The organism is Bacillus sp. FSL K6-0923 (assembly GCF_038630825.1).
In the GTDB taxonomy this organism is placed as follows: domain Bacteria; phylum Bacillota; class Bacilli; order Bacillales; family Bacillaceae; genus Bacillus; species Bacillus pumilus.
Genome location: NZ_CP152044.1, coordinates 3,478,092 through 3,490,875, shown reverse-complemented (window position 1 = coordinate 3,490,875; position 12,784 = coordinate 3,478,092). Strand labels below are relative to the sequence as shown.

Sequence of the window (12,784 nt, the reverse complement as noted above, 5' to 3'; positions counted from 1 at the left end):
GAAAGGGGGCTTCTGTTTTTGAAGCATCGAATGTTATGTGCCTTGATCGCTGCCCTTAGTGTGTGCGTGATCTTATCGGGCTGCTCACAGTCAGCTGAAAGCTCAGCAAAAGGCAAAAAAAGCGTAGAATCAAGTGAACGCATTGTGGCAACAACTGTAGCTGCTGTGGAGATCATGGATGCCTTAGAGATCGATCTTGTCGGGGTGCCAACAAGCCAAAAATCCTTGCCAGCTCGTTATAAAAGACTGCCGGAAGTCGGCAATCCAATGAGCCCGGACATGGAAATCATCCAATCACTTCAACCGACAGATGTCCTGTCTGTTACAACCCTTCAATATGATTTAGAGACACCCTTTCAGCAAGCAGGTGTCCCTGCCACATACTTAAATCTCGAGAGCATGGCTAACATGGAGAAGGCGATCACGAAGCTCGGAGACCAGTATGACAGAAAGAAACAAGCCGAGCGCATTGTGTCTGATTTTGAGCAAAAAAAGAAAGACATACAAGAGAAGACGAAGGGAAAACGAAAGCCATCCGTTCTGATTTTGCTTGGTGTACCAGGCAGTTATTTGGTGGCGACAGAGCATTCATATATTGGTGATCTTGTACGTATCGCAGGCGGGGAGAATATTGTCAAAGGTGAGAAAATGGAGTACTTGGCTTCCAATACGGAGTATTTACAAAAAGCCAATCCAGATATCATCCTCCGGGCCGCACATGGGATGCCAGATGAAGTCGTCCGCATGTTTGATCAAGAATTTAAAACAAATGACATTTGGAAGCATTTTCATGCAGTCAAGCAAGACCGAGTGTATGACCTCGAAGAAAGCTTATTTGGGACAACGGGCAATTTAAAAGCAGCTGAAGCATTAGAAGAACTAACGCGTATGCTGTATCCGTTATAACCGGCGAATCTGAATGATAAAAGGACGTTTAAGATGAAAAAAACAGGGATTTTATTTCTGACAGTCAGTGTCTTACTGGTGTGCGTGTTTATTTATTCCGCCATTACTGGGAGCATTCATGTCACCCCGATTGAATTATTGGAAGGGCTCATCACCGGTCAACATGCACAGGTAGAAATCATTAAAGATCTCAGAATTCCTCGCATACTCATTGCCATGTTTACAGGGGCCGCCTTATCTGTCTCCGGTGTACTGCTGCAGTCGGTCATGAGGAATCCATTAGCTGATGCCGGCGTCATTGGAATTTCATCAGGAGCCAGCTTCTTTTCTTTAATGGCAATAACAGCACTTCCTCAATTTTATTTCTACTCTCCTTTATTTTCGGTGTTAGGCGGAGCCATTGCGTGTTTCCTCGTATACGTTCTGTCTTGGAAGGGTGGATTAAGCCCCATCCGTATGATTTTGGTTGGGATCGCCATCAATGCCATGTTTACTGGAATGGCTGAAGCATTTGTGACCATTTGCAGTTATTTCAATATCACGATCAATCAGTCAGGACAGTCGAATCTCACGATGAAAACGTGGGGGGATGTCCGTTTAATCGGAGTCTATGGCGTCGTCGGCCTTGTCGTAGCCCTTTTCTTTAGCAGATGGTGTAACCTCTTGGCTCTTCAGGACAAGACAGCGAAAAATTTAGGATTGCGTGTGACCAGAATGCGCCTTTTGATTTCCATCACAGCTGTATTGCTTGCGGCGGTGACAGCAGCGGTAGCGGGCGTGATTGCCTTTGTCGGTTTGCTTATCCCGCACATTTCAAGAAGACTTGTCGGGTCGGATCACCGGGTACTCATTCCATTTTCTGCGTTAAGCGGGGCGTTGCTGATTCTGACGGCTGATACGCTCGGCAGGACGCTTGTCGCGCCAAATGAAATTCCTGCTTCTACGATCATGGCCGTGATTGGCGGGCCATTTCTGATCTTTTTACTAAGAAGGGGGGATCGTCTCCATGGACATTCGTGAGGTGTCATTCTCATATGACCAGCAGAAGGACATCCTTCAATCGGTCACAACACAGATTGAAAAGGGAAAAATCACAACCATTATCGGTCCGAATGGCTCAGGGAAATCCACATTGCTTTCATTAATGGCGCATAACCATGCGCCAAAAAAAGGGCAGATTCATTTAGATGGCCAAGCGTTGAATGCGTTTAAGCCAAAGGAGCTGGCAAAAAAGCTGGCGGTCGTCCATCAGCAAAACGAAGCACCGCTTGATTTAACGATCGAGAGGGTCGTGGCATTCGGCAGAACGCCGTACCAGACGATGCGAGGTGGAGACAAGGAAGAGGATGAGAGAGCGATAGAGTGGGCACTTTCCAGTACAAAGCTAACGGAAAAACGAAAGGTGCCGCTCGCCTCATTGTCAGGTGGTGAGCGGCAGCGAGTATGGATCGCGATGGCACTTGCGCAAAAAACACCAATCCTTTTCTTAGATGAACCGACAACCTATTTGGATATCTACTATCAATTTGACATTCTTGAGCTGATCCGTGAACTCAATGTCGTACATGGACTAACAATTGTTATGGTACTGCACGACATGAACCAGGCTGTCCGCTACAGTGATGTCATCATTGCGATGAAGAATGGCCGGATTATGAGTGAAGGACAGCCAAGCGATGTGTTAACAGAAGAGAATGTGCGGCACATTTATGATGTGTCTGTCACGATTAAACAGGATGCAGAAACAGGGATGTACATCGTGCCTGTTGGGATATAAGCTGTGCAAAAAGCAGGTGAGACAGTGTGAAAAGAGGAAAACGGGTCTGTCAGCGTGTGCTGACAATCGTCTGTTTAGGTGTATTCATTTATAGTGGTTCGGCCATTGGCTTAGAACTGTTCGGCTATTATCAAAATCGTCAGGTGCTAGCAAAGGCTCAGACGATGTATGGACATGAGCAAGGAATGAATGAAAACCGGGAGTCGGGGACCATTCGTACGTCATTTGATGAACTGCGGAAAGTAAACGATGACATTGTCGGCTGGATCAATATGAAGGACACGATGATCCAGTACCCAATCGTCCAATCTCGCGACAATGCGTTCTACTTAACCCGTAATTACTTAAAAAACGACACCAGGGCAGGCAGTATTTTTATGGATTATCGCAATGATGTCTTGCATGAAAGCCCGAATACTGTGGTGTACGGGCATCGAATGAGGGATGGGTCCATGTTCGCTGGACTCACAAACTATTTAAAAGAGGATTTCTTCGATGAGCATCGGACATTTCAGTACGATACGCTGTATCAAAGCTATGAGGCGGAGATTTTTGCCGTGTATGAAACAACGGTGGACTTTGATTATATACAAACCGATTTTCAAGATCTTGGCGAATATGCGCACTACTTGCAATCTGTGCGAAAAAAATCAATCTACCAAACGAAGACAGACGTGTCCACAGATGACCTTATTCTCACTCTATCGACCTGTGATCATGTGCTTGCACCGAAAAACGGGCGTCTCGTGGTACAGGCAAAGCTAAAGAAAGTTTACTAGAAAAGGAGAGACAGGCGGTTGAAATTTTCACATGTGATCTTCATGGGACTTGTCTTGATGCTTCTCCTCGGCGGATGCAGTCAGGCAGCACCTGTAGAGAAAGGGAGCGGTCAAGGTGCGCTGAAGATTAAGGACTTTGCCGGCAGAACGCTGTCGTTTGAAGAATCCCCTCAGCGCATTGTCTCATTGTCGACTGGAGACATGAGCATCCTATATGCCTTAGGCGGTGAGGTGGTCGGTCGTCCGGCCACCGAATTACCAGACAGCTTACAACAGGCTACATCAGTCCAAACAATTGGTACAACACATCAATTTGATGTAGAGCTCATCACAAGCTTAAAGCCCGATGTTGTACTTGGGAATGAACAATTAAACAGCAAGGACATCTCTACAATAGAAGGAATTGGTTCACAGCTTCTTTTGACAAGTGCCAATTCCGTGAAGGACATCCAGCGCCAAATTACGTTATTCGGAGATTTGCTAGGGAAGCAGCAAAAGGCAAAAGAGCTTAACAAGCAAATCGATCAGCGGAAAAATCAGGTCAAACAGCCTGAGAAAAAAGTGAAGACACTCGTTGTGTACGGGGCACCTGGCACATATATGGCGGCTCTTCCTCAATCCTTAAGCGGAGATTTACTACACATCGCTGGAGGGACGAACATTGCTGAGAATGAACCAGCACTCGAGAAATTCCCTCAATACGCTCAAATCAATGCAGAAAAGGTCATCGAAGCTGATCCTGATCTGATCCTGCTCATGACCCATAGCAATCCTGAAGATGTGAAAGCGGGCTTTATGAGTGAAATGAAACAGAATGCCGCATGGCACGATGTATCAGCCGTCAAACATGGACACGTCGAGATTCTGCCTAGTGATCTATTTGGAACGAATCCAGGCGCAGACGTGATCAGAGCGATTGATGAGCTAGAGAAAAGATTGAAGCGATTGTCATCATGAAAATGAATGCAGAATTAGATTTTCAAAAAAGACAGTCGAGGCGAAGATGGCTGATACCCGGACTATTCATCTCGTTAGTTGTAGGTGCATGCCTAGGGCTTGCATTAGGTTCTGTTCAATTATCACTGCAAGATTTATTCGCTGCTTTGACGGGATCAGGTCAGCCTGTCCATGAGAAAATTGTGATGGATTTACGCCTGCCGCGCGTTCTCATCGGTTTCATCGTTGGGGCCTGTCTCGCGGCATCAGGGGCGATTTTACAAGGAGTCGTCCGAAATCCACTCGCTGACCCTGGCATCATCGGTGTGACGGCTGGCGGCGGATTGGCTGCTGTGCTCAGCATGATTGTGTTTCCGCAATTCACGTATTTGCTGCCAGCCGCTGCTTTCCTTGGCGCTTTATTAGCGGCACTTGTGGTGTATATGCTCTCATTTGATCAAGGGGTTTCACCACTGAAGCTGATTTTGGCGGGAGTGGCAGTCAATGCCCTGCTTGGGGCGGTGATGAATGGGTTTATGGTGCTTTATAGTGAGCGTGTGCAGGCAGTCCTGCCCTTTTTATCAGGAGGATTAAATGGACGGAGCTGGCATCATCTAACCTTCGTGTCGCCTTATGCGCTTGTTGGGCTGTGCCTTTGTTTTTTTGCCATCAAGCCGGCAAATCTTCTTTTACTTGGCGATGAATCAGCTCAGCTGCTCGGTCTCAGAGTAGAGCGCACCCGGTTTTTCTTAATTGCACTGGCGGCACTTTTAGCTGGTGCAGCAGTAAGTGTGAGCGGCCTAATTGGCTTTGTCGGACTGGTCGTTCCTCATTTTATCCGTCTTTTAATTGGAGATGACTATAGGTATCTGCTGCCGATCTCGATGCTGGGCGGAGGCGTGCTTGTGGTTTTTGCAGATACAGCGGCAAGGGTATGGTTTACACCAGTTGAACTGCCTGTCGGTATCCTGCTTGCCTGCATCGGTGCACCTTTCTTCCTCTATTTATTAAAAAAGAAAGGGAGGGGTTAAGGTTGGATGTAATCGCTATGGATGACGTGAGTCTCAGTCAAGGAGGCTTTCAGTTGTCCTCTATATCAGCAGCTGTTCCTAAAGGAAGCGTGACAGGAATTATTGGACCAAATGGATCAGGGAAGTCGACTTTTATCAAAGCAGCCGCACGTCTTACGTCAATCGAAAGCGGCACGATATACATTCACGATATACCGCAAAAAGAGATGACAGCTCAGGAGATTGCAAAGGAAATCGCCGTTCTCATGCAGACGAGAACAGCCATTCCATCTATGACCGTACGGGAGCTGGTCGCACTTGGACGCAGCCCGCATCGTTCGATCTGGAAAAAAAGCTCGAAGACAGATCAAGAAGCGATTGAGTGGGCGCTTGATGTGACCAATAGCCGTATCAATGAAAATAGAATGCTGCATACATTGTCTGGCGGAGAAAGGCAAAAAGCGTATATTGCGATGGCACTCGCTCAGAAGACAGAGACGATTATTCTGGATGAGCCGACGACTTACTTAGATATTGCGCATCAGCTTGATTTACTAGAGCTGCTCAAACAGCTGAATAAGACGCATGGAATCACCATTTTAATGGTTCTTCACGACCTGCAGCAGGCAGCAAAATATTGTGACCGCCTTATTGCGATGAAGCGTGGTCAGGTTTATCAAATAGGGACACCAAAAGAAGTATTAACAGAAAGCTTTTTCAAAGAGGTCTTTGGGATTCAGGCTGAGGTTCACTTAGACGGTGAGCACCCGCTGATTATTCCAATCGCTTCGATCCAACAACAAAAGGGAGATGAACAAAACATGATCATTGTCAACAACCAGGTAAGAGTAGAAAAAGGCAGTGCCGACCACCTCGTCAAGCGTTTTAACAAGCAGGGACAAGTAGAATTCATGGAAGGATTTTTAGGTATGGAAGTATGGGTCACACAGCAGACAACCGATTACGATGAAGTGACCATTCATACACGCTGGAATCGAAAAGAAGACTTTGTGAATTGGACAAAATCTCAGGCATTTGGTGATGCGCATGCTCATGGAAAAGCGAAACCTGAAGGCCTATTAAAAAATAAAATTACGTACTATGAAGTGCAAGTCACTAGACCAGCTTTACAGAAAAAAGCCTAAAAAAGAAACACAGCGCTGCAGCTCACGTGCAGCGCTATTTTTTTACTTTCTGTCACATATTTTTGACAAAGTATTCAAACAACTGACACAATACCATCCAATTTTTAGGTAAAATTTACTTTATTTTTGAAGCGTATGGGTGTAAAGTACAGGTATAAATAACTAACCGAATGAAAAGCAAGAGTAAAATTTCACCGAGTAAATCATTTCAAACAGGCTATTATTTGTGAACCATTGAACAAATAGTGAATATTTTGTGAAGTGATGAGCATAAGCGTTTCCAATCATTCGGCATGTGAAAGTAAGGGAGGATGTAAGGCTGTGAGTGAGCTGTTTTTAGCAAGATTTCAATTTGCTTCAACGACATTATTTCATTTTATTTTTGTTCCTATGTCAATAGGTTTGGTGTTTATCGTTGCATTGATGCAGACCCTTTATGTTGTCAAGAAAAAAGAGATTTATAAAAAAATGGCGAAGTTTTGGGGTCATCTATTCTTACTCAATTTTGCAGTAGGTGTAGTGACAGGGATTCTCCAGGAATTCCAATTTGGGATGAACTGGTCAGATTATTCAAGGTTTGTCGGTGATGTATTTGGTGCACCGCTTGCCATTGAAGCACTGCTTGCCTTTTTCCTTGAATCTACATTTATTGGACTTTGGATATTCGGCTGGGATCGTCTGCCGAAGAAGATTCATTTATTGTGTATTTGGCTTGTTTCCCTTGGTACGATCTTTTCGGCATTTTGGATTTTACTCGCCAACTCATTTATGCAAGAGCCAGTTGGGTTTGTCATTAAAAATGGCCGTGCAGAAATGAATGACTTTGGCGCACTTGTAACAAACCCGCAGCTTTGGGTTGAATTCCCGCACGTTCTGTTTGGTGCGCTTGCTACAGGTGCATTCTTTATTGCAGGAGTTAGTGCCTATAAAATGATCAAAAAACAAGAAATTGCCTTTTTCAAAAAGTCCTTCCAGATTGCCATGGTTCTCGCTTTAATTTCTGGCTTAGGTGTGGCGTTCTCTGGACATGATCAAGCGAAGCACTTAATGGAATCACAGCCGATGAAGATGGCGGCAAGTGAAGCCCTTTGGAAGGATAGTGGAGATCCAGCGGCTTGGACACTATTTGCCAACATTGATACAGATAAAAAAGAAAACTCTGCGGAGATCAATATTCCGTTTGCTTTAAGTTACTTGGCTTATTCGAAGTTTAGTGGAGATGTGCCAGGCATGCTGACACTTCAAAAAGAATATGAAGCAAAGTTTGGTCCTGGAGACTATATTCCGCCAGTAAAAACAACCTTCTGGAGCTTTAGAATTATGGTTGGTGCCGGTATGCTGATGATTTTTGCCAGTATGATTGGCTTGTACTTGAGCTTTAGAAAAAAACTCGAAACGAACAAATGGTTTTTACGTTTCATGGTAGGGATGATTGCATTCCCGTTTATTGCGAACTCAGCTGGCTGGATCATGACTGAAATTGGGCGTCAGCCGTGGACGGTCTTTGGTATGATGACGACGGCTCAATCGATTTCGCCAAACGTATCGTACGGCATGCTGTTATTCTCAGTCATTAGCTTTACGACGATGTATCTGATTCTTGCCATCTTGCTTGCCTACCTATTCATTCGAGAAATTAAAAAAGGTGCACATTCGGAAGAGGATACAGATCAAAAGGATGAAACGGACCTATCTACAGATCCATTTGATGGAGGCGCATATCATGGCATATCTTAACGAGATTTGGTTTATTCTTGTCGCAGTATTGTTTATTGGATTTTTCTTCTTAGAGGGGTTTGATTTTGGTGTTGGGATGTCCATGCAGCTGCTTGGAAAGGATGCGCACGAACGCCGCATTTTAATTAACACGATTGGTCCTTTCTGGGATGCGAATGAGGTCTGGCTGATTACAGCTGGGGGCGCTATTTTCGCTGCTTTCCCTCACTGGTATGCCACGATGTTCAGTGGATACTATATACCGTTTGCGGTTCTCCTCTTAGCACTTATCGGGCGCGGCGTCGCCTTTGAATTCCGAGGGAAGGTTGAGAAAGCCTCTTGGATCAAAGCATGGGACTGGGTCATCTTCTTTGGCAGTCTGCTGCCGCCGTTTTTACTCGGTGTGCTATTCACAAGTATTTTACGCGGGATGCCAATTGATCAAGACATGAACATGTACGCTGGTTTTACGGATTTTGTGAACCTTTATTCAGTGATTGGCGGGTTAGCTGTAACGGTTCTTTGCCTTCTGCACGGATTGATTTTCGTTACACTTCGTACAGAGGGTGATTTAAGAGATCGTGCGAGAAAGCTTGGCAAGCGTGTCCTGCTTATTTCGCTGCCAGTTCTTGTCCTATTTGTTGGTGTATCTATCATGGAGACAGACATTTATACGGTACGCCCGATCATCACCATTCCGTTAACTTTCCTCATTGTGGTTTGTTACGTAGCGGCTCTATTCTTTATGAAAAAGAAACGTGATGGCTGGACATTCCTATTCACAGGTGCAGGCATCATGGTGACAGTGACGATGCTTTTCACTGCATTGTTCCCGCGCGTCATGATTAGTTCAATCAACCATACATTTGATCTGACCATTCAAAACGCTGCATCTGGATCTTATTCACTGACGGTCATGACGATTGTTGCCATTTCTTTGCTGCCCTTTGTGCTTGGGTATCAAATTTGGAGCTATTACGTCTTCCGTAAACGTGTAAGCGGTAAGGAGCCAATGACCTACTAATGGATAAACGTTTGCTTCAATTAAAAGGAATGAGAGGGCTTCTTGCCCTCTTAGGTATTGTGTCACTCATCCAAGGAGCAAGTATTATTTTCCAAGCACAGTGGCTGGCACATGCCATTACTACGCTGTTTGACGGGAAAAGCCTTTCGCAGGCAACGCCTTATGTCCTGCTGTTTCTTGCTGCCTTTCTGGTGCGGCACGGTCTCACCTTGATTCGGGAGAAGGTCATGTTTACCTACTCTTCCCGAATTGGAGCAGACGTCAGAAAACAGCTGTTAGACCAACTCTTTCGTTTAGGTCCTGCTTTCACAAAGAAAAAGGGTACAGGAAAGCTTGTCACATTAGCGATGGAGGGGATTGCTCAATATCGTCAGTATTTACAGCTGTTTTTACCGAAAATGGTGAACATGGCTGTGATACCGGCAATGGTTCTCATCTATGTTTGGACATTAGACGAAACATCTGCCGTCATTTTAATCGTGACGTTGCCGATTTTAATTGTCTTTATGATTTTGCTAGGTCTTGTCGCTCAGCGTAAAGCGGCCAAACAATGGAGATCGTATGAGAAATTATCCAATCATTTCACTGATTCTCTCCGCGGCCTTGAAACGCTTCGTTACTTAGGCATTAGCAAAAAACACTCCCGCAATATTGGAGAAGTGTCAAAGCGATATCGAAAGGCGACCATGAGCACGCTGAAGGTCGCATTTCTTTCATCGTTTGCGCTTGATTTCTTTTCCATGCTGTCGATTGCTACTGTCGCTGTCTTTCTTGGCTTGCGATTAATTGAAGGAGAGCTTCTGTTATTGCCGGCTCTGACGGCGCTCATGCTGGCACCGGAATATTTCCTGCCAGTACGTGAAGTGGGAAATGATTATCATGCCACGCTAAATGGAAAAGAAGCGAATGAGGCGATGCAGGTCATTTTAGAAGAAAAGGGCTTCCGCATGCAGGAGACACAATCAGTGCAGTTGAACGAGTGGAATGAACAATCTGCGCTCACCCTGCAAGATGTGAGTGTCCAGCATGACGAGCATGCCCCTTATTCGATTCAGGATGTAGACCTCACTGTCAAAGGGAAGAAAAAAATCGGGATCATTGGTGCCAGTGGTTCAGGGAAATCGACGTTGACCGATGTGCTCGGCGGCTTTGTTGAACCGACCTCAGGTCAAATCACGCTAAACGGCCAGCCGCTTGTTCATTTACAGATGAAGGAATGGCAAAAGGAAGTCGTCTATATGCCGCAGCACCCTTATTTATTTCACATGACATTAAGAGAAAACATTCGTTTTTATGAGCCGCATGCAACAGATGAAGAAGTGGAAAGAGCTGCCAGTGAAGCTGGCTTATCTCAGCTCGTAGCGCAGCTGCCGAATGGGCTCGATGAGGTCATTGGAGAACAGGGAAGAGGGCTAAGCGGGGGACAGGCACAAAGAATTGCGCTTGCGCGAACGGTGCTGGGCAAGCGGTCCATTATGCTGTTAGATGAACCAACGGCGCATCTCGATATTGAGACAGAGTATGAATTGAAGAAAACAATGCTTCCGCTGTTTGAAGATAAACTTGTGTTCTTAGCGACACATAGGCTCCATTGGATGCCAGCCATGGATGAGATTATTGTCATGGATCAAGGAACGATTGCAGAAATGGGTACACATGAATCATTAATGCAAAGAAAAGGCGTGTATTATCAATTGGTACAGGAGCAAATGGGGGCGGTCACACATGGTAAGTAAAGGCTGGTTTATACCTTATATCAAGGAGAATCAAAAGCTGTTTGCGCTGGTTTTATTTCTAGGGGCAATTGCAGTATTCTCTGCTTCTATGCTGATGTATACGTCAGGATTTCTCATTTCAAAAGCTGCCACAAGACCTGAGAATATACTTATGGTCTACGTCCCAATTGTAGCTGTCCGTACCTTTGGTATTTCGCGCTCAGCTGCCCGCTACGCAGAAAGACTGGCGAGCCACCAGCTCATTTTGACCATGATTGAAAAAATGCGTGTCCGTCTGTATGACATGGCTGAACGAAGTGCGAAACAGACAAAGCTAGGTACAGGTGAAATGCTTGGGCTCTTGTCAGATGATGTTGAGAGACTGCAGGACGCCTATTTAAAAACCATCTTTCCATCCATCGGTGCGCTGCTTTTATATGCCGCATCCATTGGGGCACTTGGTCTATTCTCGTGGCCTTTTGCTGGCTTGATGCTGCTTTATATGGCACTTCTCGTATTTGTTTTTCCATACGTCACAGTGCTAGTGAACCGGGCGAGACAAATTCAAATGAAAAAAGGCAGAAATGAACTGTACAGCCATTTAACAGATGCCGTCATGGGTGTGAGTGACTGGTTGTTTAGCGGCAGGCAGAAAGATTTTGTTGATGAATATGAACAGAAAGAAGCGCAGCTGTTAGCGCTTGAAGCAGCCAAGCACCGATTTATCCGTCTGCGCCAATTTATGGCACAGCTTATCATTGGAGGAGCTGTCGTGCTTGTCGTGTATTGGAGCGGTTCAGTTGTGCAGTCAGGCTCGATGTCACACACCCTGATTGCAGCCTTCGTGCTTGTGCTTTTTCCGTTAACAGAAGCCTTTCTCCCACTCTCAGATGCAGCAGGTGATATTCCAGTCTATCAGCATGCTGTCAGCAGATTACATCATTATGAAAAGCTTTCGTATGAAGGAGAATCTGAGCGCAAGACAGCGGATCAGTCAGCTGTTTCTCAAAATGAAGCTGTTTCTTTTGATCGAGTGTCCTTTGGGTATGATTCGCACCAACACGTGCTAAAGCACCTGTCATTTTCATTGAAGCAAGGAGAATCACTCGCTCTCTTAGGAAAAAGCGGTGCAGGAAAATCGACTATTTTGAAGTTGTTAGAAGGAGCTGTCGTGCCAAATCAAGGAGCTGTCAGTATCCAGGGGAAACCGGTCGAAAGCATTCGAGAGAACGTGTCCACCTATGTGTCAGTACTCAATCAACAGCCGTATTTATTCGATACCTCTGTTTTAAACAATATTCGCTTAGGCTCTCCAAATGCGACAGAGGAGCAAGTAAAAGAAGCAGCGAGACAAGTGCAGCTTCAGGATACAATCGAATCATTGCCAGAGGGGTATCACACCGGTGTGCAGGAGACAGGAATTCGTTTCTCAGGCGGAGAAAGACAACGGATGGCGTTAGCACGGATTTTGCTGCAAAACACCCCGATTGTTGTATTAGATGAACCCACCGTTGGACTTGACCCACGCACAGAGCGTGAGCTGCTTGAAACCATTTTCCGTGTGTTAAAAGGAAAAACGGTCATTTGGATTACCCACCATCTCACTGGCTGTGAGGCATGTGACCGCATTATGTTTATTGAAGATGGACAAATTGAAATGCAGGGGGAGCATCAGGATTTACTGAAAGAAAACCCACGCTATCAAAAATTGTATGAGATGGATCGCCCGTTTTCTACAATATAAATAGATGAAATGACAAGAACGTTCGGACAGAG

At 45.4% G+C, this 12,784-nt stretch carries 11 protein-coding genes; all 11 read left to right on the top strand.

The annotated features are described in order from the left end of the window. Nucleotides 1-18: 18 nt before the first annotated feature. The 11 genes from isdE (at nucleotide 19) to cydC (ending at nucleotide 12,752) form a co-directional block, all read left to right on the top strand. Nucleotides 19-906 (top strand): heme ABC transporter substrate-binding protein IsdE, encoded by an 888-nt coding sequence (isdE, locus tag MHI16_RS17930; RefSeq protein ID WP_058013345.1) that lies wholly within the window; start codon nucleotides 19-21, stop codon nucleotides 904-906. 33 nt (nucleotides 907-939) lie between these two features. Further along, on the top strand, nucleotides 940-1,926 hold the full coding sequence (locus tag MHI16_RS17925; protein ID WP_058013346.1) for an iron ABC transporter permease: 987 nt from the start codon (nucleotides 940-942) through the stop codon (nucleotides 1,924-1,926). Further along, entirely contained in the window at nucleotides 1,913-2,683 is a 771-nt protein-coding gene (locus tag MHI16_RS17920) for an ABC transporter ATP-binding protein (RefSeq protein ID WP_058013347.1), read from the top strand. The genes MHI16_RS17925 and MHI16_RS17920 overlap by 14 nt, the downstream gene beginning before the upstream one ends. A 26-nt stretch (nucleotides 2,684-2,709) precedes the next feature. Next, complete coding sequence (gene srtB / locus MHI16_RS17915; RefSeq protein ID WP_058013348.1) at nucleotides 2,710-3,462, top strand: class B sortase; 753 nt, start codon at nucleotides 2,710-2,712, stop codon at nucleotides 3,460-3,462. A gap of 18 nt (nucleotides 3,463-3,480) precedes the next feature. Beyond that, the gene (locus MHI16_RS17910; protein ID WP_058013349.1) at nucleotides 3,481-4,419 is read left to right on the top strand and encodes an ABC transporter substrate-binding protein; all 939 of its coding nucleotides are present in this window, start codon (nucleotides 3,481-3,483) and stop codon (nucleotides 4,417-4,419) included. Next, a complete protein-coding gene (locus MHI16_RS17905; RefSeq protein ID WP_058013350.1) occupies nucleotides 4,416-5,429 on the top strand; it encodes an iron ABC transporter permease in 1,014 nt (337 codons plus the stop codon). Before MHI16_RS17910 ends, MHI16_RS17905 begins: the two co-directional genes overlap by 4 nt. A 2-nt stretch (nucleotides 5,430-5,431) precedes the next feature. Then, nucleotides 5,432-6,553: a heme oxygenase gene (gene isdG / locus MHI16_RS17900; RefSeq protein WP_058013351.1), complete on the top strand. Its 1,122-nt coding sequence runs from the start codon at nucleotides 5,432-5,434 to the stop codon at nucleotides 6,551-6,553. A 321-nt stretch (nucleotides 6,554-6,874) separates the two neighbouring features. Beyond that, on the top strand, nucleotides 6,875-8,290 hold the full coding sequence (locus MHI16_RS17895; RefSeq protein WP_003214979.1) for a cytochrome ubiquinol oxidase subunit I: 1,416 nt from the start codon (nucleotides 6,875-6,877) through the stop codon (nucleotides 8,288-8,290). After that, complete coding sequence (gene cydB, locus MHI16_RS17890) at nucleotides 8,277-9,293, top strand: cytochrome d ubiquinol oxidase subunit II (protein WP_058013352.1); 1,017 nt, start codon at nucleotides 8,277-8,279, stop codon at nucleotides 9,291-9,293. Before MHI16_RS17895 ends, cydB begins: the two co-directional genes overlap by 14 nt. Then, complete coding sequence (cydD, locus tag MHI16_RS17885) at nucleotides 9,293-11,029, top strand: thiol reductant ABC exporter subunit CydD (RefSeq protein ID WP_058013353.1); 1,737 nt, start codon at nucleotides 9,293-9,295, stop codon at nucleotides 11,027-11,029. Before cydB ends, cydD begins: the two co-directional genes overlap by 1 nt. Further along, nucleotides 11,019-12,752 carry a thiol reductant ABC exporter subunit CydC gene (gene cydC, locus MHI16_RS17880; protein ID WP_058013354.1) on the top strand — a complete coding sequence of 578 codons (1,734 nt, stop codon included), beginning with the start codon at nucleotides 11,019-11,021 and terminating at the stop codon, nucleotides 12,750-12,752. The genes cydD and cydC overlap by 11 nt, the downstream gene beginning before the upstream one ends. Nucleotides 12,753-12,784: the final 32 nt, after the last annotated feature.

What these genes read in the sequence shown, in the direction of transcription:
- MHI16_RS17905 (WP_058013350.1), top strand. Translation starts at nt 4,416, where the DNA reads ATGAAAATGAATGCAGAATTAGATTTTCAAAAAAGACAGTCGAGGCGA.
- cydB (WP_058013352.1), top strand. Translation starts at nt 8,277, where the DNA reads ATGGCATATCTTAACGAGATTTGGTTTATTCTTGTCGCAGTATTGTTT.
- MHI16_RS17920 (WP_058013347.1), top strand. Translation starts at nt 1,913, where the DNA reads ATGGACATTCGTGAGGTGTCATTCTCATATGACCAGCAGAAGGACATC.
- cydC (WP_058013354.1), top strand. Translation starts at nt 11,019, where the DNA reads ATGGTAAGTAAAGGCTGGTTTATACCTTATATCAAGGAGAATCAAAAG.
- MHI16_RS17925 (WP_058013346.1), top strand. Translation starts at nt 940, where the DNA reads ATGAAAAAAACAGGGATTTTATTTCTGACAGTCAGTGTCTTACTGGTG.
- cydD (WP_058013353.1), top strand. Translation starts at nt 9,293, where the DNA reads ATGGATAAACGTTTGCTTCAATTAAAAGGAATGAGAGGGCTTCTTGCC.